The 24,898-nt window shown below is 67.0% G+C and carries 26 protein-coding genes; 13 read left to right on the top strand and 13 right to left on the bottom strand.

Annotation, left to right across the window (positions count from 1 at the left end; genetic code table 11):
* Nucleotides 1-77 precede the first annotated feature (77 nt).
* The gene (locus BMY12_RS17540; protein WP_093289072.1) at nt 78-539 is read left to right on the top strand and encodes a flavodoxin family protein; all 462 of its coding nucleotides are present in this window, start codon (nt 78-80) and stop codon (nt 537-539) included.
* A gap of 6 nt (nt 540-545) precedes the next feature.
* On the opposite strand, the gene BMY12_RS17535 is transcribed toward BMY12_RS17540, so the two are convergent.
* The gene (locus BMY12_RS17535) at nt 546-1,094 is read right to left on the bottom strand and encodes a hypothetical protein (RefSeq protein WP_093289070.1); all 549 of its coding nucleotides are present in this window, start codon (nt 1,092-1,094) and stop codon (nt 546-548) included.
* 160 nt (nt 1,095-1,254) lie between these two features.
* Between BMY12_RS17535 and BMY12_RS17530 the strand changes: the two genes are divergently transcribed.
* On the top strand, nt 1,255-1,734 hold the full coding sequence (locus tag BMY12_RS17530; protein ID WP_093289069.1) for an SET domain-containing protein: 480 nt from the start codon (nt 1,255-1,257) through the stop codon (nt 1,732-1,734).
* Nucleotides 1,735-1,742: 8 nt separating this feature from the next.
* Here the strand turns inward: BMY12_RS17530 and BMY12_RS17525 are convergent, their stop codons facing one another.
* The 6 genes from BMY12_RS17525 to BMY12_RS17500 all read right to left on the bottom strand — a co-directional run bounded on the left by BMY12_RS17525 (nt 1,743) and on the right by BMY12_RS17500 (nt 7,354).
* The gene (locus BMY12_RS17525; RefSeq protein ID WP_093289067.1) at nt 1,743-2,183 is read right to left on the bottom strand and encodes a hypothetical protein; all 441 of its coding nucleotides are present in this window, start codon (nt 2,181-2,183) and stop codon (nt 1,743-1,745) included.
* Nucleotides 2,184-2,271: 88 nt separating this feature from the next.
* Complete coding sequence (locus BMY12_RS17520; RefSeq protein WP_093289110.1) at nt 2,272-2,475, bottom strand: cold-shock protein; 204 nt, start codon at nt 2,473-2,475, stop codon at nt 2,272-2,274.
* Between the two features lie 276 nt (nt 2,476-2,751).
* Complete coding sequence (locus tag BMY12_RS17515) at nt 2,752-4,107, bottom strand: hypothetical protein (protein ID WP_093289066.1); 1,356 nt, start codon at nt 4,105-4,107, stop codon at nt 2,752-2,754.
* Nucleotides 4,104-5,381, bottom strand: coding sequence for an NHL repeat-containing protein (locus BMY12_RS17510; protein WP_143068999.1), 1,278 nt, complete (start codon nt 5,379-5,381; stop codon nt 4,104-4,106). Before BMY12_RS17510 ends, BMY12_RS17515 begins: the two co-directional genes overlap by 4 nt.
* Nucleotides 5,382-5,486: 105 nt before the next feature.
* Nucleotides 5,487-6,644 (bottom strand): ATP-binding protein, encoded by a 1,158-nt coding sequence (locus BMY12_RS17505; protein WP_093289063.1) that lies wholly within the window; start codon nt 6,642-6,644, stop codon nt 5,487-5,489.
* Complete coding sequence (locus BMY12_RS17500; protein WP_143068998.1) at nt 6,641-7,354, bottom strand: response regulator; 714 nt, start codon at nt 7,352-7,354, stop codon at nt 6,641-6,643. Before BMY12_RS17500 ends, BMY12_RS17505 begins: the two co-directional genes overlap by 4 nt.
* Before the next feature lie 156 nt (nt 7,355-7,510).
* On the opposite strand from BMY12_RS17500, the gene BMY12_RS17495 reads away from it, so the two are divergent.
* Entirely contained in the window at nt 7,511-8,446 is a 936-nt protein-coding gene (locus tag BMY12_RS17495; RefSeq protein WP_093289061.1) for a hypothetical protein, read from the top strand.
* A 19-nt stretch (nt 8,447-8,465) separates the two neighbouring features.
* On the opposite strand, the gene BMY12_RS17490 is transcribed toward BMY12_RS17495, so the two are convergent.
* Nucleotides 8,466-9,398, bottom strand: a complete 933-nt coding sequence (locus BMY12_RS17490; RefSeq protein ID WP_093289060.1) for a LysR family transcriptional regulator — start codon at nt 9,396-9,398, stop codon at nt 8,466-8,468.
* Nucleotides 9,399-9,496: 98 nt separating this feature from the next.
* Here BMY12_RS17490 and BMY12_RS17485 point away from each other — a divergent pair, with 98 nt between their 5' ends.
* From BMY12_RS17485 to ilvE, 10 genes are all read left to right on the top strand, one after another.
* Nucleotides 9,497-10,741: an acyl-CoA dehydrogenase family protein gene (locus BMY12_RS17485; RefSeq protein WP_093289059.1), complete on the top strand. Its 1,245-nt coding sequence runs from the start codon at nt 9,497-9,499 to the stop codon at nt 10,739-10,741.
* Nucleotides 10,738-11,574 (top strand): SDR family oxidoreductase, encoded by an 837-nt coding sequence (locus tag BMY12_RS17480; protein ID WP_093289057.1) that lies wholly within the window; start codon nt 10,738-10,740, stop codon nt 11,572-11,574. Before BMY12_RS17485 ends, BMY12_RS17480 begins: the two co-directional genes overlap by 4 nt.
* Complete coding sequence (locus BMY12_RS17475) at nt 11,571-12,644, top strand: phosphotransferase family protein (RefSeq protein WP_093289056.1); 1,074 nt, start codon at nt 11,571-11,573, stop codon at nt 12,642-12,644. Before BMY12_RS17480 ends, BMY12_RS17475 begins: the two co-directional genes overlap by 4 nt.
* Nucleotides 12,644-13,333, top strand: coding sequence for a histidine phosphatase family protein (locus BMY12_RS17470; protein WP_093289054.1), 690 nt, complete (start codon nt 12,644-12,646; stop codon nt 13,331-13,333). The genes BMY12_RS17475 and BMY12_RS17470 overlap by 1 nt, the downstream gene beginning before the upstream one ends.
* On the top strand, nt 13,330-14,082 hold the full coding sequence (locus BMY12_RS17465; protein WP_093289053.1) for an SDR family oxidoreductase: 753 nt from the start codon (nt 13,330-13,332) through the stop codon (nt 14,080-14,082). Before BMY12_RS17470 ends, BMY12_RS17465 begins: the two co-directional genes overlap by 4 nt.
* 41 nt (nt 14,083-14,123) lie before the next feature.
* Complete coding sequence (locus tag BMY12_RS17460) at nt 14,124-15,179, top strand: saccharopine dehydrogenase family protein (RefSeq protein ID WP_093289051.1); 1,056 nt, start codon at nt 14,124-14,126, stop codon at nt 15,177-15,179.
* 154 nt (nt 15,180-15,333) lie between these two features.
* A complete protein-coding gene (locus tag BMY12_RS17455; RefSeq protein WP_093289050.1) occupies nt 15,334-16,080 on the top strand; it encodes a DUF2884 family protein in 747 nt (248 codons plus the stop codon).
* A 74-nt stretch (nt 16,081-16,154) separates the two neighbouring features.
* Complete coding sequence (gene gloA, locus BMY12_RS17450) at nt 16,155-16,559, top strand: lactoylglutathione lyase (protein ID WP_093289048.1); 405 nt, start codon at nt 16,155-16,157, stop codon at nt 16,557-16,559.
* 236 nt (nt 16,560-16,795) lie between these two features.
* Nucleotides 16,796-18,454, top strand: a complete 1,659-nt coding sequence (gene ilvB, locus BMY12_RS17445; RefSeq protein WP_093289047.1) for a biosynthetic-type acetolactate synthase large subunit — start codon at nt 16,796-16,798, stop codon at nt 18,452-18,454.
* Between the two features lie 53 nt (nt 18,455-18,507).
* Entirely contained in the window at nt 18,508-19,566 is a 1,059-nt protein-coding gene (gene ilvE, locus BMY12_RS17440; RefSeq protein WP_245732599.1) for a branched-chain-amino-acid transaminase, read from the top strand.
* A 34-nt stretch (nt 19,567-19,600) separates the two neighbouring features.
* Here ilvE and BMY12_RS17435 read toward each other — a convergent pair whose 3' ends face one another.
* The 5 genes from BMY12_RS17435 to BMY12_RS17415 all read right to left on the bottom strand — a co-directional run bounded on the left by BMY12_RS17435 (nt 19,601) and on the right by BMY12_RS17415 (nt 24,892).
* Nucleotides 19,601-20,581, bottom strand: a complete 981-nt coding sequence (locus BMY12_RS17435; protein WP_093289044.1) for an ABC transporter ATP-binding protein — start codon at nt 20,579-20,581, stop codon at nt 19,601-19,603.
* Entirely contained in the window at nt 20,578-21,408 is an 831-nt protein-coding gene (locus BMY12_RS17430; RefSeq protein WP_093289043.1) for an ABC transporter permease, read from the bottom strand. The genes BMY12_RS17435 and BMY12_RS17430 overlap by 4 nt, the downstream gene beginning before the upstream one ends.
* The gene (locus tag BMY12_RS17425; protein WP_093289041.1) at nt 21,405-22,328 is read right to left on the bottom strand and encodes an ABC transporter permease subunit; all 924 of its coding nucleotides are present in this window, start codon (nt 22,326-22,328) and stop codon (nt 21,405-21,407) included. The genes BMY12_RS17430 and BMY12_RS17425 overlap by 4 nt, the downstream gene beginning before the upstream one ends.
* A 90-nt stretch (nt 22,329-22,418) precedes the next feature.
* On the bottom strand, nt 22,419-23,996 hold the full coding sequence (locus BMY12_RS17420) for a peptide ABC transporter substrate-binding protein (RefSeq protein ID WP_177189054.1): 1,578 nt from the start codon (nt 23,994-23,996) through the stop codon (nt 22,419-22,421).
* Nucleotides 23,993-24,892 carry an EamA family transporter gene (locus BMY12_RS17415; protein WP_093289040.1) on the bottom strand — a complete coding sequence of 300 codons (900 nt, stop codon included), beginning with the start codon at nt 24,890-24,892 and terminating at the stop codon, nt 23,993-23,995. Before BMY12_RS17415 ends, BMY12_RS17420 begins: the two co-directional genes overlap by 4 nt.
* Between the last annotated feature and the right edge of the window lie 6 nt (nt 24,893-24,898).

Here is a 24,898-nt window from a genome sequence, read left to right as displayed (position 1 = left end):
ATTGCCGTTGGCACCTCCATGTGCCAAGCGCAGCGTGCTGAAAACTTCGTTTTTCAACACGCTGCTAAGCTTGCCGCATGAAGCATCTGCTCGTGATTTTCGGCGGTCAGTCCGGCAAGACCCGGCAACTCTGCGAGGCGGTCTGTGCCGGCGCCGTGGCGGAAGCTCAGGACGAGGTGGAACTGCGCTGCCTGCCGGCGGCCAGCGCCGGACTGGATGATCTGCTCTGGGCGCAGGGCCTGCTGATCGGCACGCCGGAAAACTTCGGCTACATGGCCGGCATCGTCAAGGACTTCTTCGACCGCACCTTCTATCCCGCACAGGATCGCGTCAAGGGCCTGCCGTATGCGATTTTCATCAGTGCCGGCAACGATGGCAGCGGTGCGGCGCGCGCCATCGAGCGCATCGCCATCGGCTACGGCTTCAAGCCGGTCGCCGAGCCGCTGATCGTCAAAGGTGAGGTGACCGAGGCGGCACTCACGCGCTGCCGCGAACTCGGCGCCGCCATGGCGGCCGGGCTCGCGGCAGGCGTGTTCTGAAACGGATTACCAGCCGTAGCGCGAGGCGTTGAACTCGTAGCGCAGGCCCAGATCGAAGCGATCGTCATCGCCAAACTGCACGCCGCCCTGCAGCTTGAGCTTGGGCGTGATCGGGAACAGCGCGCCCACGCGCAGCGACAAGCCGTCCTCGTCACCGGCGCTCACGTAACGCAGTTCCGGATTGAGTTCCAGCTTGGTCTGCGGCAGGGTCCAGCGCACGCCCGCGCGCAGGCCGATGCCGGTATCGCTGTTGTGGTCGTACTCCACATGTTCGAGCGATACCCCCAGCACCAGATCCATGCCGCGCTGGAAGGGCTGGTGATAAAGGCCGCCGATGCTGAACTGATCGAAGTAGTCCACGGAGTCGTATTCGGCGAACAAGGCCACCGGCTTGGCGATATCGAAGCTGCCGGCCACGCGCACGCCGCTCTCATCGCCTGGCTGGTCGCGGTTGAGATAACCGCCTTCCACGTAGCTGTAGTCATAGGCCGAAGCCAGCGCGGGAACCGCCACGGCCGCCGCCGCGATACCCTTCAGGCACGAGCGAAACTTCATGGGTTCAACTCCTTTTTCTAAGTGGTGCAAGTTCGAAAGCTTGGCCATGCCAGCCTTGCCCTGGGCTTAATCGGGAGACGACCAGTCGTCACGCGCATGGAATTTGCGGGACAATAGCGCCCCGTATCTTCGCCCCCAAGCCGCCCCTCTCTTATCCGACATGCCACGCAATATTGTTCTGCGCCGCTCCGCCATTCATGGCAACGGCGTGTTTGCCGCCCGTGACCTCCCTTCCGGCTTTCGCCTGGTCCAGTACCGCGGCCAGTTGCGCACGCACGAGGAAATCGACCAGTGCTATGGCGGCGATGTCGATTCCGGCCACACCTTTCTGTTCACGCTCAATGAAGACTACGTCATCGACGGCAACGTGAATGGCAACATCGCGCGCTGGATCAACACCAGCTGCGCGCCGAACTGCGAGACCGTGATGGAGCCGCATGCCAGCGGCGATCCGCGCCGCGACCGGGTGTTCATCGAAACCACGCGCAAGATCCGCGCGGGCGAAGAAATCACCTACGACTACTGCATCACCCTGGATGAGCCGCACACGCCGCGGCTGCGCAAGATCTGGGCATGCCGCTGCGGCGCCAAGCGCTGCACGGGCACCATGCTCAGGCCCAAGCGCAAGAAGCGCAGCTGACAAGAGCCCTACTGCAGCAGCAAGCGGCGCCAGCGCCAGCAGCGCTGGCTCAACCACAAGGCCATGCCCAGGCAAGCCAGATTGATCAGCGCCTCGCCCGCCATCTGCGCGGTGCGCAGCCGGTACATGTCGTTCCAGAGGTTGTAGCTGATATCGATCAGCCCGAGAAAGCAAAGGCCGCCGGCGCACAGCAGCGCCCAGAGCAGCCCGGCGGCACGGCGACGACGCAGCTGCAGCGCCGCCAGCACGGCGCATAGCGCCACGAAACCATCGGGCAGCGGAAAGTTGCGCTCAAAGAGGTGATAGCAAGCCGCCTGACTGGCCTGCACCGAGCCCGCGCCGAAGTAGGACAACCAGTAGGCCAGGATCAAGGCCGCGCTGAGCCATAGCAGCCAGAGCGTGGGCCGCAGACCCGGCAGGGGCGGCGCCGAAACGGGACTTTGGATCATGACCAAAACCCTCGGGCAAAGAAAAACCGCGGCCTTTGCGGGCCGCGGCTCTTACCGGCAAAAGCTGCCGAAGGGGATCGCGCCGGCTTTAGAGCGGGCGGATCGCTGCAGCCTGCAGGCCCTTGGGGCCGCGGCGCACTTCGTACTGAACCTTCTGGCCTTCCTTGAGGGTCTTGAATCCAGTGCCCTGGATCTCGCGGAAGTGAGCGAAGAGATCTTCGCCGCCGCCTTCCGGAGTGATGAAGCCAAAACCCTTGGCGTCGTTGAACCACTTGACCGTGCCGGTCGACAGATTAGACATGCAACATTCCTTCTTACGTCAATGAATGAAAAAACGGGCTTACACCCAACTAGAAGTGCAAGAAGCGATCAAGGAGCGTAGCCCTGAGGTCAAGATGCGCCGTCCTGAAGAAACGGATCCCGTGTACCGCGGCGAATACTTTCGCTTGAAGCAACTGCGTTTTCCACTGTACACGGTTCTGACTACGCCGTCGAACACTCCCGTAACCCCTCCGTTCCGGAACTTAACATCATCTGCCGCCCGGAGCGAGCCGTTAAAGCTTAAAACCTATTGCTGGGACTTGACCGTGACCCGGGTCGTCTGTTCGGGGATCGCCGCCGCCGTGCTGTTGACCTTGGTGTACACCGTGGTGTCACCCGCAAGATTGGCCGGCGTCAGCAGACCGCCGTCCAGTCCGTTGGACACTGCCAGCAAGGTGGCGTCGGCCACGGTCCAGTTGACGTAGCGGCTGATCGGCCGTTCAAAGCCCTCGCCCTTGAAGGTGGCGTAGGCATTGAGCTTGCCCAGGGCCGGGAACTGCAGGGTCGCGGTGCTGGCATCCACGCGCATGTCCACCAGATCGATGTTCTGGAAGGTGAACACGCGAGTCGCCGCCTTCAGATCGAGAACCGTCTTGTCGTACCGGACCTGGAAGGCGATCGGACTGTCCAGCGCACTGGAATTGCCCGTGACCAGCAGATACTGGTTGGGCTCCAGGCGGGTCACGCCGCCCACCGTCACCGTCGTCGTGGAGGTGGTGGAGATGGTCGCGATGCCCGGGTTGTAACCCAGAGCCTGCGCATCGGTCTCGACCTGGCCGGAGAGATTCTGCAGCGGCGCGCTGCTGTCCTTGAACACCGCATCGACACGGATCAGATCACCGATCAGCAGCGGCACATCCGAGGTGCTGGTGGGCTGCTCATAGCTCAGCTGCAGATGGTCCACCTCGCCCAGGCTCATGGTCTGCGTCACATCGCGGTCGCAGGTATAGAGCTTGGCCTCGAGCGTGAACGCGGAATCCAGCGGCTCCGTGGCAGCCTTTACCGTGGACCCCGAGCTGACCTGCGCCGCCGGCGAGGAGCCCGGCAGCGACCACACCGCACTGCTGGTCAGATCCTGCTCCAGCTGGTCGGTCTGCGCCTGCACATAGAGCTTGAAGGTGGTGTTCGAATCCGGCGCCATGCGCGTCAGCGCCGGCGCGATGCGCGCGCTGCTGATCGGCAGCGCGCTGACGCTGAAACCATTCGACAGACCGGCGTAATCGGCACGGATCACCGCGCTGCCCACGGTGCGGGCGATGACCGTCCCGGCCGGGTAATAGCTGCTGGAGCCGGGCGCCACCGGAATGTCGCCATTGCTCACGTCGATCACGCCCGGGTTGCTGCTGCTCCAGGTCACCCGCGAGGTGACAGCGCTGTCGGTCTTGCCGCGATCCCCGTCGAAGGTGGCGATCGCGTTCAGGCCGAAGGTCGCGCATTCGACAGTGCGCAGCGAGTTCACGGAAGCATCGCCACCGTACTGCACGCGCACGGACTTGGGTCCCTGCCCTTCGCCGACCGGCCCGCCTTTCTGGCAGGCCGTCAGCAGCAAGAGACCCACGGCGCCGACAAAAACGGCGCCGTGGCTCGGACGGAATCGAATCATGGAGTAAACAGCAGGACGCGGTGATTCTGACGGTCGGTGACGTACAGGGTCTTGCCAGCGGTATCCGCGGAGATGTACACGCCCGTGGGGCCGCTCAGCGTGTCCTGCGAAGGATTGTCGTCCGAGGTGCCGTTCTGGTCGCTGTCGTTGGCGGTCGCGGCGGTGAACTTGGTCTCGCCCTGGCCGTAAACGAAGGTGGCAGCCTGGCCGCTGGCGATCGGCATGGAGCCGAACTTCAGCACGCGGTTGTTGCCGGTGTCGGCGACGTAGAACGAGGAGCCGTCAGAGGTCACGCCGCTGGGCGACTTGAGCAGCGTCGCGGCGGTGCCCGAGCTGTTGCGGTTGAAGTCGGTCTGACCCACCACGAAGTCCGCCGGCGTGGCGGTGGCGGTGGGGAACACCGACCAGTACAGCACGCGGTTGTTGCCGGTGTCGGCCACCAGCAGCTGCGTACCATCGCTCCACAGCGCGCTGGGCGTGTACAGACCCGCCGAGGTGTAGTTGGTGGTCACCGGCGAGAACTGCGAGCTGAGGCTGGTCTGACCCAGCACATAGTCCGCCGCCGCGCCATTGCTGGTCGGCACCGTGTTCCAGACCAGCACGCGGTTGTTGCCGGTATCGGCGACCAGCAGCTTGCTGCCGACGATGATGGCAGCCTTGGGCGCGCGCAGATTGCTGGCGGTGGGCGTGCCGCTGTAATCCGAGGTGGTGAAATCGGCCTGACCGACCACGACGTCCGGCGGCGTGCCGGTGGCGGTGGGCACCGAATTCCAGATCAGCACGCGGTTGTTGCCGGTATCGGCCACCACGAGCTTGCTGCCATCCGAGCTGATCGACACCGAACTGGGCTGCGAGAGCGTGCCCTGCGTCGGCGGATTGGTGGAAACACGGCTGGTCAGGTTGGCCTGGCCGAGCACGAAGGTCGAGGCGCCGCCATTGCTGTTCGGAATCGGGCTGTAGCCCAGCACGCGGTAGTTGGCGGTGTCGGCGACGAACAGCGTGCTGCCGCTGCTGCTCACCGAAACGCCGCCGAAGGGACCGCTGAGCGTCGAGGCGGTGGGCGAGCCGGCCTGATTGCTGGACGTGGCATTGGCCACATCATTGGTGTAGTTGACCTGACCGAGCACCTGGAAGGCGTCGAGCAGGGTCACCTTGTTGCCACCGCCGCCGCCGCAGGCCACCAGCGCGCCGACCGCGGCCAGGGTCAACAGCCGCCGGGGCAGGTGCCGGGACAAAGAAGCGGGCAGCGCCCGGATGGCAGAACTTAAACGCATGGAGACTCCTTCAGCGTGGGAACAAGAACCCGGCGGCTTTAGATATAGGAATATCGCCGCGCAGCGGCACCTTAAATGGCGAACAGGGATGGAAAAACGTCCGGATCATAATCTGGACGGCAGGTGCAACTCAATTGCAAAGTCGCGACCGGGCGCGGCCGGCAGCAGACAGAGTCTGCCGCCTTGTTGTTCCGCAAGTCTGTTGACTATGGCCAAGCCCAAGCCCGCGCCCCCCGGTTTACGTTCTCTAGCTCCTTGGACGAACGGTTTCAGAAAATGTTCCCAATCTTTTTCGCAAATGCCGGGACCATGATCCGAAACGCGCAGAATCAGCTCCCCCTCGCGCTCGCGGGTGCTGAGCCGCACCGGCGCGGCGCCATGCGTCAGGGCGTTGTCCAGCAGATTGCGGATCGCCCGTGCCAGGGACAGGCGCCGCAGCGCCTGCTCGCGCGGCGCCTGCAGATCGAGTTCCACCACCTGATCCTGATCGCCGCGCAGCAGCTGACGCACCAGCTCATCCAGCGAGATCCGCACCGTGGGCTCGTCGCGGCCGTCGCGCACCCAGGCGATGCATTGCTCGATGATGTGATCGATTTCGCCGACATCGCGCAGCACCGGCAGCCAGTCGGCCTCGGGACGCCCGCGCAGCTGAACCGCGGCCTGGATCCGCGCCAGCGGCGAACGCAGGTCATGCGACATGCTGGCCAGCATCAGGTCGCGCTCCTCGTTGTTGCGGCGCAGCTGTAGCCCGAGCTGCTGCAGGGCCTGGCCGATCTCGCGCAGCTCGCGCGGCATCGCCTGCTCGCGCAGCTGCGGCACGCTGCCATGGCGGATGTCGCGAATCGCCTCCAGCAGACGGCGCACCGGCCGGCGCACGGTGAGCGTGCTGACCAGCATGGCCAGCACCGCGATCACTGCCAGGCTGAGCAGATTGACCAGGAAAAAATGCTGGCGCATGCCCGCAAAGGCTTCCGGTGGCAGCCTTTGTCCCGGCGCCATCTGCGCCGGCGGCGGCGGATGCCCGGCATCCGGCGGCGGCTTCAGCCCCAGGCCCATCAACAGCGGTGGCGATTCCGGCGGCGGACGCGGCCTGTCCTGATGCAGGCACAGGCCGCGTGCGTCCTGCGGCTGCTCCTTGCCGACGCAGGGACCGAGCACCAGTGGCGGCGGCGGCGGGAAGATTTCCAGAATCACGAAGGTGATTGCCGGCGCCAGCAGCGCGGACAGCAGCACCAGCAGACCCAGCAGATTGCGCAGGCTCATGTCTCGGGCGCATCCGGCACGAACATGTAGCCGCGGCCCCAGACGGTCTGGATGTAGCGCGGGCTGGCCGGGTCGGCCTCCAGCAGCTGCCGCAGCCGCGAGATCTGGATGTCGATGGAACGCGACAGCGCTTCGCTGGGCCGGCCGCTGATCAGGGTCATCAGCTCATCGCGGCTGAGCACCCGGCGCGCATGCAGCACCAGCGCCTCCAGCAGCTGGAATTCGCGGGTGGTGATGCGCACCAGCTCGCCGCCGCGCAACAGACTGCGCGACCACAGATCCAGCTCGAACTCGCCGATGCGATGGCGCTGCACGGCACCGGAACCTGCGGCACCGGGCGTCTGGCCGAAGCGCCGCAGCACGGTGAAGATGCGCGCCACCAGCTCACGCAGATTGCAGGGCTTGGCCAGATAATCATCGGCACCGACTTCCAGGCCGATGATGCGATCCACATCGTCGCCCTTGGCCGAGACGATGATGATCGGCAGCGGCATGCTGCCGCCGCGCAGCCGCCGGCACAGATCGATGCCGTCGCCATCGGGCAACATCAGATCCAGCACCACCAGATCGAAATGCTGACGACCGAGCAGACGCAGAGCGCCGGCGGCGGTACCGGCACCTTCGGATTCGATGCCATGCTGCAGCAGATATTCGGCGGTCATCTGGCGCAGACGCTCATCATCGTCCACCAGCAGAACTTTGGCTTTCATCAGGCGCGCGCGGGAGCGGTGAATTTGCGACACTGTGAACGATTCCGAATGCAGACAGCCGGAGTCTGATACAAATCCATACAAACTTTCGCCCGCCGGCAACACTCTGACAAGCTCAGACCCTTAACGTGTTGGCGCCTTACGGAATATGAAGTCATGACCGCCCCCACCCCCGCCCCATCCGCGACGCACAAGCCGGCGCGTCACCACCTCCCGCTGCTCCTGCTGCCCGCGCTGCTGCTCGGCGCCTGCCAGTCGAAGCTGCAGGTGGATCTGGCGGTATCGAGCCTGGACGGTGCCAGCGCGCTGAGCCTGGCGGTGCCCACCGTCAACCTCAAGGACAGCGGCGGCACGGTGCACAGCTACGACACCGGCTACGACAGCTCCCTGGACCTGCTGCCCTACAGCAGCGACGACCAGGATCACAGCGACCGTCTGGCCCTGCTGGACGAAGACAATGTCTCCGGCGACTTCACCGGCGTGCGTCCGGTGTTCAAGATCAGCGCTTCCTACCTGACCCTGGACGACGGCACCAAGATCCCGCTGGTGCTGGGCGATCAGGCCGACTACGCCGACCTCAGCTTCAGCCTGTCGAAGAGTTCCACCTCCGGCAATGACACCGCCCATCTGGTGCTGACCCTGGAGCTGCCGTTCTCGCTGATCCACACCAGCGACAGCAGCTACACCTTGAAGCCCGTGGTGCGGGTCGCGAAGAAGGATGAGTCGGGCAATATCAGCGGCACGATTCCCCAGGCCATCATCACCGGCTCGACCTGCGGCAGCGCCGCCGGCAGCGGCGTCGCGGTCTATGCCTACAAGGGTTCCGGCGTCACCCCGGTGGATTACTACAACGACGGCACCGACCAGCACAGCTACCAGCCCATCGCCTCCTCCGCGCTCAGCTATGACTCCAGCAACGAGGACTACACCTTCGAGTTGCGCTACCTGCCGGCCGGCAGCTACACCCTGGCGCTGACCTGCAACGCGGGCGATGACCAGCCCGACACCGACGACGCGCTCGACTTTCTCAGCGACTACACCCAGAACGTCAGCGTCAGCAGCGGCGCCACCGCCAGCGTCACGCTGCAATGATCCTGCCTTGATCCGGCGCTCAGGCCGGCCGCAGCGCGCCGCGCGCAAACAGCGCGCGGATGCGCTCGCGCAGCCAGCGATGTCCGGCATCGTGTTCGGCGTGCTGGTGCCAGTACATCAGCACGCTCATGCCGGGTAGCGGCACCGGCAGCGTCGCCAGGCGCAGCGGCAGATAACGCGCAAACCATTCACCGTAGTAGCGCGGCAGCACCAGCATCAGCTCCGAGGCGGCCACCAGATGGCAGGCCGCGTAGTAATGCTGGCAGCGCACGCGCACCTCGCGCTTGAGCCCCAGGCGCTGCAGTTCCAGTTCCTCCAGCACCGGGCCATTGCGCCGCGAGGAAACCACCACCTGCGGCACCGCCAGCCAGGACTTGAGACTGAGCCGGCGTCCGGCCAGGGCATGATCGGCGCGCATCGCCACGCACAGCGTCTCCTCGAACAGCGGCGTGTGCTGCACGGCGGCGCTGACCGGGTTGGGCACATCGATGGCCAGATCCAGGACCCCGGCCGCCAGATCCTGTTCCAGACTGCGCCGCTCGATGCGCGCGCTCTGCAGGCGCAGGCCCGGTGCCTCCTGCAGCAGGCCGCCGCCCAGACCGGGCAAGAGCACGAACTCCAGCACATCGCGCATGCCGATCACGAAGCGCCGCTGCGAGACTGCGGCGTCGAAGCCGCTGCCGCCGGCCAGCGCGCGGCGCAGGCTGGACAGCGCCGCCTCCACTTCCGGCGCGATCTCCCGCGCCCTGGGCGTGGGACTGATGCGCCGGCCGCTGCGCACGAACAGCGGATCGCCGAAGCGCTCGCGCAGCCGCGCCAGGGCATTGCTGATGGCCGGCTGGGTGAGATGCAGCTGCCCGGCGGCGCGGGTCAGGCTGCCGGCGCGGTAGATGGCGTCGAAGACGCGGAACAGGTTCAGGTCGATGCGTTCGACGGATGTCGAGACATTCATGGCTTGAATGAAACAAGATTCAGAAATATTAGTGGATGGAATGATAGAGCGCGCCGTAAGGTAGGCGCGAATCGACATGCCCTTCAGGAGAGCCGTCCATGGACTTTCAGCTCAGCCCGCGTGCCCAGGAACTGCGCGAACGCCTGCGCCGCTTCGTGCGTGAAGAAATCGAACCGCTGGAACCACTGCTGGCCGAGCGCCGTCGTCGTGAGGGCCATGGCGCGGACTGGACGCGCTGGACGCCGGCGCCGGAAACCGAGGCCCTGAAAGCCAAGGCGCGCGAGCAGGGTCTGTGGAACCTGTTTCTGCCGGACGCGCAGCTGGCGACGGGCCTCAGTCATGTGGAATACGCGCCGCTGGCCGAGGAGATGGGCCGCAGCCCGCTGGCGCCGGAGATCTTCAACTGCAACGCGCCGGACACCGGCAATATGGAAGTGCTGTGGAAGTACGGCAGCCCGGAGCAGAAGGCGCGCTGGCTCACGCCGCTGCTGGCCGGCGAGATCCGCTCGGCCTTCTGCATGACCGAGCCGGAAGTGGCGTCCAGCGATGCCACCAATATGCGCGCCACCGCCATCGCCGACGGCGATGAGATCGTGATCAACGGCCGCAAGTGGTGGTCCACCGGCATCGGCCATCCGCGCTGCGCCTTCGTGATTTTCATGGGCCTGTCCGATCCCGGGGCCCCGCGCCACAGCCAGCACAGCATGGTGCTGGTGCCGCTGGACACCCCGGGCGTGAAGATCGAACGCATGCTCACCGTGTTCAATGACTACGACGAGCCTTATGGTCACGGCGAGGTTTCCTTCAGCAATGTCCGCGTGCCGGGCACGAATCTGATCAAGGGCCTGGGCCGCGGCTTCGAGATCGCGCAGGGTCGCCTGGGGCCGGGCCGCATCCACCACTGCATGCGCTGCATCGGCGCCGCCGAACGCGCACTGGAACTGATGATCCGGCGCGGCCTGTCGCGCGAGGCCTTCGGCAAGCCGCTGCTGCAGCTGGACGGCAATCGCGAACGCATCGCCGATCTGCGCCTGGCCATCGATCAGGCGCGTCTGCTCACGCTGTACGCGGCCTGGAAGATCGATCAGGTGGGCGCGCTCAAGGCGCTCACCGAAATCTCCGCGATCAAGCTCGCCGCGCCGCTGGCCCTGCAACGCGTGGTGGATGAGGCGATCCAGATGTTCGGCGGCGCCGGCGTCTCCGAGGACACGCCGCTGGCCGCGATGTACGCCAATGCCCGCGTGATGCGCCTGGCCGACGGTCCGGACGCGGTGCACCGCGCGATGATCGCGCGCGTGGAGCTGGGCAAGTACGCGCCACCCCGGCACAAGGAGCCGGCGTGAGTGCGCCGCGCGTCTTCATCACGGGCGGCGCCTCCGGCCTGGGCCGTGCCCTGGCCGAAGCCTACGCACGCCGGGGCGCGCAGGTCTGCATCGGTGATCTCCATGACAGTCGCGGTGCCGAGACGCTCTCGGCGCTGCGCGCGCTGGGCGCGCCAGCGCATTACCTGCGCTGCGATGTCCGGGAGGAGGCCGATCTGCAGGCGGCCGCGCAGTGGCTGCAGACGCACTGGGGCGGCGTCGATGTGCTGATCAACAACGCCGGGGTCGCGGCCAGTGGTGCGATCGACGCCCTGCCGATGTCGGACTGGCAGTGGATCGTGGATATCAATCTGCTGGGCGTGGTGCGCGGCTGCAAGGCTTTCGCGCCGATGCTGCGCGCACAGCGCAGCGGTCACATCGTCAACATCGCCTCGATGGCGGGCCTGATTCATCCGCCGGTGATGTCGGCCTACAACGCCACCAAGGCCGCCGTGGTGGCGCTCTCCGAAACCCTGAATATCGAACTGGCGCCGGACGGCATCCGCGTCAGCGTGGTCTGCCCGGCCTTCTTCCGCACCAATCTCACCGAGGGCGCCCGCGCCGCCGATGCGGATTCCGGGCGGGTGATGAACAAGCTGATCAACAAGGCGCGTTTCAGCGCCGATGAAATCGCCGCCAAGGTGTTGCGCGGCCTCGAGCGCGGTGACTTTCACATTCTCACGCATGCCCATGAAGCGCGGATCTGGCGTCTCAAGCGCTGGCTGCCCTATGCCTGGTTTGCGCGCCTGATGCGGCGCGCGACACGCGGCATGAACCAGCGTCGTCAGGCCGCCCAGGGCGGGCCGCATTCATGAGCGCACAGCTGCCGTTCGACAGCGCCGGCACGGTCCGCGCCGGTGAAGAACTCGATGCCGCCGCCGTGACGGCCTGGCTGCGTGCGCAAGGCATCGCGCTGCAAGGCCAGCCGCGCGTCACGCAGTACGCCGGCGGCGCTTCCAACTGGACCTACCGCCTGCAGTATGAAAACCGCGATCTGATACTGCGCCGGCCGCCGGCCGGCACCAAGGCCAGATCCGCGCATGACATGAAACGCGAGTTCACCGTGCAGCAGGCGCTGCGTCCGGTGTTCCCCTGCGTGGCCAACATGGTGGCGCTGTGCAGCGAGCCGGCCGTGATCGGCAGCGAGTTTTATGTGATGGACCGCATCGCCGGCATGATTCCGCGCAAGAATCTGCCGCCGGGCGTGGTGCTGAGCCCGGAGCAGACGCGCCAGCTGTGCCTGAGCATGGTCGACAAGCTGATCGAACTGCATCAGGTCGATGTGCAGGCGGCGGGCTTGCAGCATCTGGGCAAGGGCGCGGGCTATGTGCGCCGCCAGGTCGAAGGCTGGTGCGAACGCTGGCAGCGCGCCGCCACCTGGAACGTGCTGTCCGGGCGCCGCGTGATGCACTGGCTGCGCCAGAACATGCCCGAGGATGTCGCCAGCTGCGTGATCCACAACGACTGGCGGCTGGACAATCTGGTGTTCGATGCGCAGCAAGCGTCGCGCGTGATCGGCGTGCTGGACTGGGAGATGGCCACGCTGGGCGATCCGCTCATGGAACTCGGCTGCGTGATCGCCTACTGGCTGCAGGCCGACGACGACCGCTTCATTCTCTCCATGCGCCGCCAGCCCTCGCATCTGCCCGGCATGCTGCGCCGGCGCGAGATCGTCGCCTACTACCTCGAACGCACCGGCCTGCAGCCGGAGAACTGGGTGTTCTACGAAGTCTTCGGCCTGTTCCGCCTGGCCGCGATCATCCAGCAGATCTACTACCGCTATCACCATCGGCAGACGCGCAATCCGGCTTTCGCGCGCTTCTGGCTGCTGTCGAACTATCTGGTGCTGCGCGCTGCGCGCACCATCCGCCGCGGGCCGCTGTGATGGGCACGATCTATCTGATCCGTCATGGCCAGGCGTCCTTCGGCAGCCACCGCTACGACTGTCTCTCCGCGCTGGGCGAGCAGCAGGCGCGCGTGCTGGGCGAAGCGCTGCGGCAACGCGGCCTGCGCCCGGATCGCGTGCTGGCCGGCGGCATGCAGCGCCATCACCAGACCGCCGCACACTGTCTGGCGGCCATGGCGCTGCCGCCGAGCGTGCAGGAGGACCGGCGCTGGGACGAGTTCGATCACGAAGCCATCGTCGCCGCACTGCAGCCCCGTTACCGCGATCCCGCCGCGCTGCAGGCGGACCTGGCGCAGGCGGAAAATCCGCGCCGCGCCTTCCAGGCCTTGTTCCAGCAGGCCCTGCAGCGCTGGATGTCCGGCACGCATGATGGCGACTATGCCGAATCCTGGCCCGCCTTCCGCGCCCGCGTCGAGCAAGCCCTGCTCAGCCTGCGCGAGTCGCTGTCGCGTTCGCAGACCGCGCTGGTGTTCAGCTCGGGCGGACCGATCAGCGCCGTGGTCCGCCAGCAGCTGATGCTGGGCGATGCCGCAACGCTGCGGCTCAACGCCGTGCTGGCCAATGCCGCGCTCACCAAGCTGATCTACAGTGAACGCGATCTGTATCTGTCCACCGTCAACGAACACTCCCACTTCGAGGCCGCGCCGGCGCTGCTGACTTACCGATGACCTTGCGCAAGACCATTCTCATCACCGGCGCCAGCGCCGGCCTGGGCGAAGGCATGGCCCGCCTGTACGCGGCGATGGGCCGCGACCTCGCGCTCTGCGCGCGACGCACGGACCGGCTCGAAGCGCTTAAGGCCGAGCTGCTCGCGGCGCATCCCGGCATCCGCATCTCGGTGCGCGCGCTGGATGTGCTCGACTATGAGCAAGTGTTCGCGGTGTTCCGCGCCTTTGCGCAGGACTTCGGCGGCATCGACCGCATCATCGTCAACGCCGGTGTCGGCAAGGGCCAGCCGCTGGGCACGGGCTACTTCCACGCCAACCGCAAGACCGCGGAGACCAATTTCGTCGCGGCCCTGGCGCAGTGCGAGGCGGCGATGGAGATTTTCCGCGCGCAGAAGGCCGGACATCTGGTGGCCATCTCCTCGATGAGTGCCATGCGCGGCCTGCCGCGCAATATGAACACGTACAGCGCCACCAAGGCCGGCTTTGCCGCGCTCTGCGAGGGCCTGCGCGCGGAGCTGCTGGGGACGGCGATCAAGGTCAGCACCCTCTACCCCGGCTACATCCGCTCCGAACTCAGCGCCGGCGCGAAAAAGACGCCGTTCATGGTCGATACCGCAACCGGCTGCCGCGCCCTGGTGCGCGCCATCGAAGCCGAACCCGCCGAAGCCTGCGTGCCGCGCTGGCCCTGGACGGCGATCGGCTTTCTGATGCGCAATCTGCCGCTGAAGCTGGTCGCCCGCCTGGGCTGACCCGCCCGCTCCCTTCCCACGCCGCATCGGACGAAGCAGACATGAACAAGGCCTGGATGATTTATGGCGCCAATGGCTACACCGGCGAGCTGATTGCGCGCGAGGCGGTCCAGCGCGGCGAAAAGCCGCTGCTGGCCGGACGCAATCGCGCGTCGCTGGCGGCGCTGGCCGCCGAGCTCAAGCTCGATTACCGCGTGTTCGGTCTGGACGATGCCGCCGCCCTGCGCGCCGGCCTGGCCGGGGTGGGTCTGGTGCTGCATTGCGCCGGCCCCTTCTCCGCCACCAGCGCGCCGATGATCGAGGCCTGCCTGGCGGTCGGCGCGCATTACCTGGACATCACCGGCGAGATCAGCGTCTTCGAGCATGCACAGGCACAGCACGCACGCGCGCAGAAGGCCGGCGTGGTGCTCTGCCCCGGCGTGGGCTTCGACGTGATTCCCACCGACTGTGTGGCGGCGGCGCTGAAAAAAGCCCTGCCCGATGCCACGCATCTGGTTCTGGGCTTTGATTCGCGCAGCGGCTTTTCGCCGGGCACCGCCAAGACTTCGGTGGAAGGTTTTGCGCAAGGCGGCAAGGTGCGCGAGAACGGCGTGATCCGGCAGGTGCCGCTGGCCTATGAGGTGCGCCGCATCGATTTCGGCGACGGCGAGAAGCTGGCGATGACCATCCCCTGGGGTGATGTCGCCACCGCTTATCACAGCACCGGCATCGCCAACATCCGCGTGTTCATTCCGGGTTCGCCGGCGATGATCAAGAACGCCAAACGCGCCAATCATTTCCGCTGGCTGCTGGGTCTCAAACCCGTGCAGAACCTGCTCAAGCGCCGCATCGGCAAGACGGTGAAAGGCCCCGATGCCCGGCAGCGCGCCAAGCTGGTCACGCATGTCTGGGGCGAGGTGCGCAATGCGCGCGGCGAGCAGCGCACCGCGCGCGTGCGCACGCCCAATGGCTATGCCCTGACCGTGACCGGAGCGCTGGCCGTGGTGGACTTCCTGCAGAAAAACGGCGTGGCCGGCGGCAGCTACACCCCGTCCCGGCTGTGCGGACCGGAGCTGCTGTGGCAGCTGCCGGAAGTCGGCACCCTGAGCCTGAGCTGAGCATTGCCGCCAGCATGGGCGGCAAATCTCGCCAGTTCTTGGTCTGATTGCGCAAGCCGGCCAGCTACCGTACGGCCAAGTCATTGATTTAAAAAAGCAGCAAGGCTGGCAAAGGGCTTGCTCCCTCCCCTGGCATTCACCAAGGGGAAACGCCATGCACAAGCCGATTCTGTTTGCCGCCCTGCTCCTGCTCAGCCCGGGCGCGGTCCACGCCCACAGCCAGCCCGGCTGTTCCTGCGAGTTCACCTATGACCTGCGTCTGGACGGCGAGGCCGTGGAGCTGGGCCGCGAGAATCATGTCTACCGCTTTGAAGCCGACCGACTGCTGCGCGATGGTCGCGAGCTGCCGCTGAGTGCCGGCCAGCATCGCGCCGCCGCGCAGTACCGCGAAGGCCTGCAAGAGCTGGTGCCGGCGATCAGCGAGCTTGCCGTGCAGGGCGCGATGCTGGGCCTGGAAGCGGCCAATCTCAGCATCGCCACGCTCAGCGATGACAGCCGCAGCAGCCGCGCGCTGCAGCAGCGCAGCGCGGCCCTGGCCGAGAGCGTGCATACCCGCTTCAACGGCCGCGAGCTGCATCGCGATGACGGCGACTTCGATGCCGCGCTCGAAGCGCAGATCGAATCGCTGGCGGAGGACATGGCCGCCGAACTCAGCGGCAGCATCGCCAAGCTGGTGTTCACCGCCCTGATCAATCCGGCCAAGCTGGAAGCGCGCAGCGAGATTTCGCGCGAGCTGATCGAACACCGCCTGGACGCACGCGCCGCCGAGCTGGAGAAGAAAGCCCGGCCGCTGTGCGCGCGCATGCGCGAACTCGACCGCCTGGAAGCACAGCTGGGCATCGACGCCATCCGCCTGCAGACCGAAACCCAAAAGCCCGCGCGCGGCACGCTGAGCTTCTGAAGACATTCCAGGCTTGCCGGCACGCGACGCGGCTGGCACCGTGTCGCTCCCGCCAGCCAGACCCGCACACAGCCATGCGCATCCTGCACACCATGCTCCGCGTCGGCGATCTCGATCGCGCGATCCGCTTCTACACCGAAGTGCTCGACCTGAAACTCATCTCGCGCAAGGACTATCCGGAAGGCAAGTTCACGCTCGCTTTCCTGGGTTTTGCGCAGCGCGACAACGGCGTGCAGGGTCCCGGCGCGGAGATCGAGCTGACTTACAACTGGGGCGTGGAGCGCTATGAACTCGGCAGCGCCTACGGCCACATCGCCGTGGAAGTGGACGATGCCTACGAGGCTTGCGCACGCGTGAAGGCGCGCGGCGGCAAGGTCACGCGCGAGGCCGGCCCCATGAAGCACGGCACCACCGTGATCGCCTTCGTGGAAGACCCGGATGGCTACAAGATCGAATTCATCCAGCGCAAGGCGGCTTGAAGCTTGCCAGTGGCGCGCGGCTGCGCTTAGACTTCCGCGCCTCATTGACCCAGACCCCGCAATGACTCTGTTCCAGCAGCTTGCCCAGATCGTAGTCGTGCTCGTCGTACGCGACGCGCCGTAGGGGCCTGCTGCATTCACACCAAACCCCTGCCGGCGCAAACCGGCGGGGGTTTTCTCTTTTACGGGTCTGCCTTTTTCCGCCGCGAGCACCGCAGGGTTTCACCGAGAAACCCATGGACATCAACGGCGCTGAACTGATCATCCGCTTTCTGGAAAAGCACAAGCCGGGCCCTGTGGCCGGCATCCCCGGCGGCACCGTGCTGCCGCTGTATCGCGCGCTGGCCGACAGCACGCTTACGCATGTGCTCGCGCGTCACGAGCAGGGCGCGGGCTTCATCGCGCAGGGCGTGGCGCGTGTCAGCGGCCGTGCCGGCGTGTGCATCGCCACCTCCGGACCCGGCATCACCAACACACTCACTGCGCTGGCCGATGCCAAGGCTGATTCAGTGCCGCTGCTGTGTCTGGCCGGACAGGTGCCGCGCAGCCTGATCGGCACCGATGCCTTCCAGGAAGTGCGAACCGGGCATCTGGTGGACAGCATCAGCAAGGCGCATTTTTCCGTGCGCCATGCCGAGGATCTGATCGAGCTGCTGCCCGAGGCCCTGCGCATCGCCGAAAGCGGCCGACCCGGCCCCGTGGTGCTGGAGCTGCCCAAGGATGTGCAGAGCCAGCGCCTGCATGTGAAGACCCTGCCCGATTATGTGGGCGCGCAGCGCGCGGCCGCACCTGATGCCGAGGCCATCGCCCAGGCCGCGCAGCTGATTGCACAGGCACAGAAGCCCGTGCTCTACATCGGCGGCGGCGTGGTGCAGGCACGCGCGCAGGCCCTGGTGCAGCAGCTGGCCGAACGCGCCGATCTGGCGGTGACCAGCACCCTGATGGCCCTGGGCACGCTGGCGCAGGCACATCCCCTGAATCTGGGCATGCTGGGCATGCACGGCGCGCGCTTCACCAATCTGGCGCTGGATGAATGCGATCTGCTGATCGCCATCGGCTGCCGCTTCGATGATCGCGCCACCGGGCGCCTGGATCGCTTCGCCGCCAAGGCCCGGGTGATTCATATCGATGCCGACCGTCGCGAGCTGGGCAAGCTGCGTCAGCCGCAGCTGGCCATCGAGGCCGATGCCTATCACGCGCTCGAAGCGCTGTGCGCCGCCGTGCCGCCGCAGACGCGCAGCCCCTGGCGCGCGCGCCTGGCCGAGCTGCGCCGCGATCATGGCCTGAGCACGCCGGGCGCCGACAATCCGCGCCGGCCTTATGGCCTGATCCGCGCGGTGGCGGCGCTGGCCGATCCGGCTGCCGCCATCAGCACCGATGTCGGCCAGCATCAGATGTGGGTGGCGCAGACCTATCCCTTCCAGCGCGAGGGCCGCTGGCTCACCTCCGGCGGGCTGGGCACCATGGGCTTCGGCCTGCCGGCGGCCATCGGCGCGGCGCTCCTGCAGCCCAGGGCCGGCGCGATCTGCTTCACCGGTGACGGCAGCCTGATGATGAATGTGCAGGAGCTGGCGACGCTGGCCGAGACGCAGGCGAACGTGAAGATCGTGCTGATGGACAATCAGGCCCTGGGCATGGTGCGTCAGCAGCAGACCCTGTCTTACGACGCGCGCTACGTGGGCTCGCTGTACCGTCATCCGCCCTCGCTGGCACACATCGCGGAAGCCTTCGGCGTGCCGGCCGTGGATCTGGCTTGCTCGCGCGAACCGCTGCGCCTGCTGCGCGATGCCTTCGCGCAGCCGGGCCCGATGCTGATCCGCGCCCCGATTGCCGCCGAGGAGATGGTGCTGCCCGTGGTGATGCCCGGTGCCGCGAACGTGGAAGCGGTGGGCTGAGATTGCGGCCCCTGATGCTCTAAGCTTGACCCAGCTTGATGAGGACTAGAACGATGCAAACCCCACCCAGCGGCCTGCTCGAAGCGCCCCTGCCCGCCGATTATCCGCAGCCGGAAGCACTGGTGTTCGGCCAGATTCTCGGACCGTATCTGGTGCACGCGCATCACGATGGCGAGCACTGGCACACGCCGCAGCTGAGCCCGCGCGCCGAAGCCCCGCTGCCGATGGCCAGCGGCGGCCTGCAATACGGCTTCAGCGTCTTTGAAGGCCTGAAGGCGTATCGCGATCCGCAGCAGCAGATCCAGCTGTTCCGCCCGCGTGATCACGCGCGGCGTCTGGCCAACAGCGCGCAACGCCTGGCCATGCCGGTGCCGGACGAGGAACTGTTCCTGCAACTCTGCCAGCGCGCGGTGCAGGTGCATGCGCGCTACGTGCCGCCGCATGGCCGCGGCGCGCTGTATCTGCGCCCGACCCTGTTTGCCGAGGAAGAAGGCCTGGGCTTTCGCGTTGCCCGGCGCCACGGCCTGAGCGTGGCGGTGACACCCTGCTGCGATCCGCCGCAGAAGACCATCCGCCTCTGGGCGGAGACCGAGCTGGTGCGCGCCGCGCCCGGCGGCATGGGCGAGGCCAAGACCGGCGGCAATTACGCGGCCGGCATTCTCGGCCTGCAACGCGCCCGCGCGCGCGGCTATGACGACGTGGTGTGGCTGGACGCGCGTCAGCATCGCCAGCTGGGAGAGGCCGGCACCATGAACATCTTCGTGCAGATCGGCCACGAGCTGATCACGCCGCCGCTGGACGGCACCATCCTGCCCGGCATCACCCGCGACAGCCTGATCCGCCTGCTGCGCGCCGAGGGCATGAGCGTGCTGGAACATGATCTGAGCCTGGACGAACTGGTGGCGGCGCAGATGGCCGGTCAGCTCGGCACCGCCTTTGGCGTGGGCACGGCGGCGCGTCTGGTGCAGATCAGCGAGATCGCCGAAGCCGGCCGCAGCATCGGCTTCAGCGACACCGGTCTGGCTGCCCGCGCCTACACCGCGCTCAAGCAGGTGCAGGAAGGCAGCTCGCACGCACTGCGCGAATGGCGCGTGGCGGTGCCCACGGCGTGAGGCGAAAAGGATAAGGCTTCCCGCCCACGGTCCATCATCGCGCGGCCCCATGACCCCCGTGATCCGCAGCCGCCGGCACCTGGTGACAGCGCCAGCCGCTCTGCGCTTGAACGCGCCAATCCGGGCGCTGCTGCGCGCAGCGGGCATCGGCACGATCACAGCGCGGCGCGAACACGCAGCGCGCAGCCGGCGGCGCCAGTGGCGGCAGGCTGCCGGCGATGCTGGGCAAGACGGATTGCGGCGGCAGCGCGGCGCCGGGTTGTGCGCGCAGCAGGGCCTGCGTGTAAGGGTGACGCGGCGCGCGCAGCAGCGGCGCGCTGGGCGCAGCTTCCATCATCTCGCCGGCGTAGAGCACCAGGCTGCGCTCGCATAGCGGCTCTACCAGCGATAGATCGTGCGTGATCACGATCAAGGCCAGGCGGTGACTGCGGCGCAGCTCGGCCAGCAACTCGACGATCTGCTGCCGCAGACTGATATCCAGCGCGCTGGTGGGCTCATCGGCAATCAGGAGGCGCGGCGCACCGGCCAGGGCCAGCGCCAGCATCACGCGCTGGCGCATGCCGCCGGACAGCTCATGCGGGTACTGATGCAGGCGCAGGGCCGGCTGTGCCAGGCGCACGGCATCGAGCAGACGCAGCGCCTCGGCTCGTGCGGCCCCGCCGCGCAGCTGCTGATGCAAGGCCAGCAGCTCGCCCAGCTGCGTGCCGATGCGCAGATAAGGATTGAGACTGGCCAGCGCGTCCTGCCAGACATACGCGATGCCAGCACCGCGCACGGCACGCAGTCTTGCCTCCGGCGCGCCGATCAATTCCTCTCCGTCAAAGCGGACACTGCCCTGCGCGCGCAGCCCCGGCGCCAGCAGGCCGAGCAGGGCCAGCATCGCCTGCGTCTTGCCCGAGCCGGATTCACCGATGATGGCCAGACTCCCGCCGGCCGCCAGCTCGAAGCTCAGCTCGCGCAGCACACAGGCCTGCTGCGCGTAGACGGCGAGCTCCCGCACCGAGAGCAGATTCATCGCCGCACCTGCGGCTCCAGCGCCGCGCGCAGCGCTTCACCGATCAGGTTGAGACACAGCAAGGTGAGCAGCAGCAGCAGACAGGGAATCAGCAGCGGCCAGATGCTGGACTGCATCTCGCGCGCGCCGTCGTTGATCAGCACGCCCCAGCTGGTCAGCGGCTCCTGCACGCCCAGGCCGAGGAAGCTGATGAAGGATTCCACCAGGATCACCTGCGGCACGGTCAGCGTGGCATAGACGATCACCACGCCGGCCAGATTGGGCAGGATGTGACGGCGCAGGATCTGCAGCTCGCTCAGGCCCGCCAGGCGTGCCGCCGCCACAAACTCGCGTTCGCGCAGCGCCAGGGTCTGGCCACGCACCAGCCGCGCCATGTCCAGCCACAGCACGGCGCCCAGGGCCACGAACAACAGCAGGAAATGCCGACCGAACAAGGCCATCAGCACGATCACCAGAAACATGAAGGGCAGCGCGTAGAGCACGTCCACCACGCGCATCATCAGCGCGTCGAGCCTGCCGGCGAAGTAACCGGCCAGCGCGCCGTAACTCACGCCGATGAGCAGGGCCACCAGGGTGCCGACCAGCCCCACCAGCAAGGACACGCGCGCACCGCAGAAGCCGCGCACCAGCAGATCACGGCCCAGGCTGTCGGTGCCCAGCCAGTGCGCAGCCTGCAGGCCCGGCGGCGCCGACCAGACACCGCCGAAATCGATCTGATCGCAGGCATATGGACTGAGCAGCGGCACCAGCATGGCAGCGAGCGCGAGCAGCATCAACAGCAGCAAGGCCAGCTGTGCGGAACGCGGCAGACGGCGCAGCAGACTCATGCGGCACGCTGGCGCGGGTCCAGCGCGCCGTAAGCCAGATCCACCAGCAGATTGCAGAGCAACACCAGCGCGCCATACAGCGTCACCACCCCCAGCACCAGGGTGTAGTCGCGGTTCAGCGCCGCCTGCACGAAGTAACGGCCCAGGCCCGGGATGCCGAACACCTGCTCGATGACCACCGAACCGGTGAGCAGGGCCGCGGCCGCCGGCCCGAGATACGAGATCAAGGGCAGCAGGGCCGGCTTGATCGCATGCACCAGCAGCACGCGGCTCTCGGACAAGCCGCGCGCCCGTGCCGCGCGGATGTAGGGCGCCGCCAAGGTCTCCAGCAGGCTGCTGCGCAGAATGCGGGCGATGTAGGCGATCTGCGGCAGGGCCAGCGCCGCGACCGGCAGCACCAGATCGCGCCACTGTCCGGGCTGCCAGCCGCCGGCGGGCAGCCAGCCCAGCGTCAGCGCGAACAACAGCACCAGCAGCGGCGCCACCACGTAATTGGGCAGGCAGATGCCCAGCAGCGTGAGGCTCATCAAGGCACGATCCAGCGGGCCGCCGGGCTTTCGCACCGCGAGCACCGCCAGCGCGCCGCCCGCCAGCAGCGCGAGCAGCAAGGCCGCACCGCCCAGCTGCAGCGACACCGGCAGGCCGGCGGCAATCAGTTCCTGCACGCGATAGCCCTCGTACTGGAACGAAGGCCCGAAGTCGCCTTGCGCGATGCCACCGAGATAACGCCGGTATTGCTGCCACAGCGATTCATCGAGATGGTATTCGGCCCGCAGCGCCGTCTCGACGGCCGGCGGCAGACTGCGTTCGCGATCAAACGGCCCGCCGGGCGCCAGCCGCATGAGAAAGAAGCACAAGGTCAGCAGCAGCAAGAGCGTGGGAATGCCGGTGAGCAGGCGACGCAGCACGAGATTCAGCATGCGCCAACCCCGAGGCGCATGCGCATCGCAGTCATCGTGGCGCGGCTGGGGGCGCAGCGCGTAAGCCACGCCCGCAGCTGGCGCGCAGCCTCAAGGCGCCAGCCACAGATCCTTGCTGTAGTGATAATCCAGAACATGATCCTGCCAATTCTGCACGCGCGGGCTCAGCAGATGTTTGGAGAGATAGAAGTACAGAGGAATCAGCGGCTGCTGCGCCAGCAGATAACGCTCGGCTTCTTCCAGCCTCGCGCGACGCGATGGCGCCTCCCCCTGCGCAGCGGCCTGCGCCAGCAACGCATCGTAAGCGGCATCGGCAAAGCCGGTGTCATTGCGCCCGTTGCCGCTGGCCAGCACCTGCAGGAAGCCGGCGGCATCCTGATCATCGGCGATCCAGGACGCGCGGAACACCTGCGTGATGTGACCGGCGCGACGGTTGGCGAGAAACACCTTGTTCTCCTCGCCAAGCAGCTGCGTCTGCACGCCCAGCCACTGCTTCCACATCGCGGCCACCACGATGGCGATGCGCCGGTGATCATCATGCTGGTTGTAGCGCAGCTCGATGTGCAGCGGATGCTCGCTCGTGTAGCCCGCCTCGCGATACAGGCGCCGCGCCTCGGCCAGCTGCTGCGCGCGCGGCCACTGCGCCCAGTCCGGCGTCTGCGGGCTGTAGTCGGCGGTGCCCGGCGGCACCCAGCTTGCGGCGGGCGCGGCGAGTCCGTTCATGACCTTGTCGACGATCAGCTTGCGGTCGATGGCCAGGCTCAGCGCGCGACGCAGACGCGGATCATCGAGCGGCGCACGGCGCACGTTCAAGCCCAGATAGTAAGTGCCCAGATACGGCGCCAGACGCAGCTCGGCGCCGCGCTCGCGGCGCAGCTGCGGCGCCTGCACCAGCGGAATCTGCGCGGTGATGTCCAGCTCGCCGGCCAGATAGCGCTTGAGCTCGGCATCGACATCGTCGATGGCGTAATAGCTGACCTGGGCGATGCGCACCGTGCCCGCGTTCCAGTAATGCGGATTGCGGACCAGTTCGATACGGTCATGCACCACCCAGTCGCGCAGCTGATAGGCGCCATTGCTGAGCATCCTGCCGGCACGCGCAAAGCCGGCGCCGTAGCGCTGCCAGCTCGGGCCATGCAGGGGAAAGCTCACAGGATGTGCGAGCAGCGCCAGAAACTGCGGCGTGGGTCGTGCCAGCGTGATGCGCAGCTGCTGCGCGTCCAAGGCCGCCACGCCCAGCGATTCGGGCGTGGCATGCCCGGCCATGATCGCCTCGGCCTGTGCAATGGGCGACAGCAGCTGGGCGAAGGGCGCGCCGTTGCGCGGGTCCACCGCGCGACGCAGGGCCGCGACGAAATCCTGTGCCTGCAAGGCACTGCCGTCCGACCAGCGCGCCGACGGACGCAGCGTGAAGGTGTAGACCAGCCCCGAGGCATCGCGCTGCCAGCTCTGCGCGGCAGCCGGCTGCGGCTGTCCCTGCGCATCGAGCTGCACCAGCCCCTCGTCGAGATCGCGGATGATGTTCAGCGCGCTGACGCTGGAAGCACGCTGCGGGTCCAGCGACTCGGGTTCGGCGTTGTTGCCGATGCGCAGCCGGTTCTCGCTGGCGGCGCATACGATGCCGGACAGCATCAGCAGCGCGAGCACCGCTGCAAGCCGCCAGCTCATGCCGGCTTGCGGCGCATCGCCTTGAGATTCACCGCCAGCACCGAGACCAGAATCACCGCCATGCCGGCGAGCTGCATGGCGCTGAGCCGTTCTCCCAGAATCAGCCAGCCGAGCAGGACCGCCACGGCAGGGTTCACGTAGGCGTAGGTACTCAGCTGCGCCGGCGTGGTGGCGTGCACCAGCCAGTAATAGGCGTTGTAGGCGACGAAAGAACCGAACACCGCCAGATACAGCACCGAGCCCAGCACCGCCGGCGTCCACACCCAGCGCTGCGCATCGCCGTGCAGCAGACCGGCACCGCACAGGACCACGGCGCCGACGCTCGACTGCAGCGCGGCCGCCATCATCGGTCCGCAGCTCAAGGGATAGCGCAGCGAGAGAATCGAACCCGCCGCCCAGGCGATCGGCGAAATCACCAATGCCACATAGGCCGCAGCCGGCGCCGCCGTTGCATGCAGGCCATCACCGACCAGCAGGGCCACACCGGCAAAGCCGAGCAACAAGCCAAGCACCGTCACCACATTCAGCGCCACGCCCTTGCTGCCAAAGCTGCCGAACCAGGCGATCCACAGCGCGGAGGTAGCGACGATCAGCGCGGTCTGCCCCGAAGCCACCCACTGCTCCGCCCAGGTCACCAGGCCGTTGCCACCGACCAGCATCAGAATGCCGGTGCTGGCCACGATCAGATAATCACGCCGCGCCCTGGGAAAGCGATCACCACGCCAGAGCGCATAAGCCACCATCAGGGGCGAGGCAAGCGCGAAGCGAAGCCCCGCCAGCAACATCGGCGGCGCCTCGTGCACGCCGATGCGGATGGCCAGATAGGTGGAGCCCCAGACGAGGTAGATGGTGGCGAAGGCCAACCAGAGCTGGGTCTTGCGGGAGGCGCTGCTCAATGACGC

It is taken from the genome of Solimonas aquatica, from assembly GCF_900111015.1.
In the GTDB taxonomy this organism is placed as follows: domain Bacteria; phylum Pseudomonadota; class Gammaproteobacteria; order Nevskiales; family Nevskiaceae; genus Solimonas; species Solimonas aquatica.
This window is presented reverse-complemented; position numbering and strand designations above follow the sequence as displayed.

What these genes read in the sequence shown, in the direction of transcription:
- BMY12_RS17515 (WP_093289066.1), bottom strand. Translation starts at nt 4,107, where the DNA reads ATGATTCGATTCCGTCCGAGCCACGGCGCCGTTTTTGTCGGCGCCGTG.
- BMY12_RS17540 (WP_093289072.1), top strand. Translation starts at nt 78, where the DNA reads ATGAAGCATCTGCTCGTGATTTTCGGCGGTCAGTCCGGCAAGACCCGG.
- BMY12_RS17485 (WP_093289059.1), top strand. Translation starts at nt 9,497, where the DNA reads ATGGACTTTCAGCTCAGCCCGCGTGCCCAGGAACTGCGCGAACGCCTG.
- BMY12_RS17505 (WP_093289063.1), bottom strand. Translation starts at nt 6,644, where the DNA reads ATGAGCCTGCGCAATCTGCTGGGTCTGCTGGTGCTGCTGTCCGCGCTG.
- BMY12_RS17490 (WP_093289060.1), bottom strand. Translation starts at nt 9,398, where the DNA reads ATGAATGTCTCGACATCCGTCGAACGCATCGACCTGAACCTGTTCCGC.
- BMY12_RS17465 (WP_093289053.1), top strand. Translation starts at nt 13,330, where the DNA reads ATGACCTTGCGCAAGACCATTCTCATCACCGGCGCCAGCGCCGGCCTG.
- BMY12_RS17435 (WP_093289044.1), bottom strand. Translation starts at nt 20,581, where the DNA reads ATGAATCTGCTCTCGGTGCGGGAGCTCGCCGTCTACGCGCAGCAGGCC.
- BMY12_RS17530 (WP_093289069.1), top strand. Translation starts at nt 1,255, where the DNA reads ATGCCACGCAATATTGTTCTGCGCCGCTCCGCCATTCATGGCAACGGC.
- BMY12_RS17430 (WP_093289043.1), bottom strand. Translation starts at nt 21,408, where the DNA reads ATGAGTCTGCTGCGCCGTCTGCCGCGTTCCGCACAGCTGGCCTTGCTG.
- ilvE (WP_245732599.1), top strand. Translation starts at nt 18,508, where the DNA reads ATGCAAACCCCACCCAGCGGCCTGCTCGAAGCGCCCCTGCCCGCCGAT.
- BMY12_RS17455 (WP_093289050.1), top strand. Translation starts at nt 15,334, where the DNA reads ATGCACAAGCCGATTCTGTTTGCCGCCCTGCTCCTGCTCAGCCCGGGC.
- BMY12_RS17475 (WP_093289056.1), top strand. Translation starts at nt 11,571, where the DNA reads ATGAGCGCACAGCTGCCGTTCGACAGCGCCGGCACGGTCCGCGCCGGT.
- BMY12_RS17500 (WP_143068998.1), bottom strand. Translation starts at nt 7,354, where the DNA reads ATGAAAGCCAAAGTTCTGCTGGTGGACGATGATGAGCGTCTGCGCCAG.
- BMY12_RS17425 (WP_093289041.1), bottom strand. Translation starts at nt 22,328, where the DNA reads ATGCTGAATCTCGTGCTGCGTCGCCTGCTCACCGGCATTCCCACGCTC.
- BMY12_RS17510 (WP_143068999.1), bottom strand. Translation starts at nt 5,381, where the DNA reads ATGCGTTTAAGTTCTGCCATCCGGGCGCTGCCCGCTTCTTTGTCCCGG.
- BMY12_RS17525 (WP_093289067.1), bottom strand. Translation starts at nt 2,183, where the DNA reads ATGATCCAAAGTCCCGTTTCGGCGCCGCCCCTGCCGGGTCTGCGGCCC.
- BMY12_RS17470 (WP_093289054.1), top strand. Translation starts at nt 12,644, where the DNA reads ATGGGCACGATCTATCTGATCCGTCATGGCCAGGCGTCCTTCGGCAGC.
- BMY12_RS17495 (WP_093289061.1), top strand. Translation starts at nt 7,511, where the DNA reads ATGACCGCCCCCACCCCCGCCCCATCCGCGACGCACAAGCCGGCGCGT.
- BMY12_RS17535 (WP_093289070.1), bottom strand. Translation starts at nt 1,094, where the DNA reads ATGAAGTTTCGCTCGTGCCTGAAGGGTATCGCGGCGGCGGCCGTGGCG.
- BMY12_RS17460 (WP_093289051.1), top strand. Translation starts at nt 14,124, where the DNA reads ATGAACAAGGCCTGGATGATTTATGGCGCCAATGGCTACACCGGCGAG.
- BMY12_RS17420 (WP_177189054.1), bottom strand. Translation starts at nt 23,996, where the DNA reads ATGAGCTGGCGGCTTGCAGCGGTGCTCGCGCTGCTGATGCTGTCCGGC.
- ilvB (WP_093289047.1), top strand. Translation starts at nt 16,796, where the DNA reads ATGGACATCAACGGCGCTGAACTGATCATCCGCTTTCTGGAAAAGCAC.
- gloA (WP_093289048.1), top strand. Translation starts at nt 16,155, where the DNA reads ATGCGCATCCTGCACACCATGCTCCGCGTCGGCGATCTCGATCGCGCG.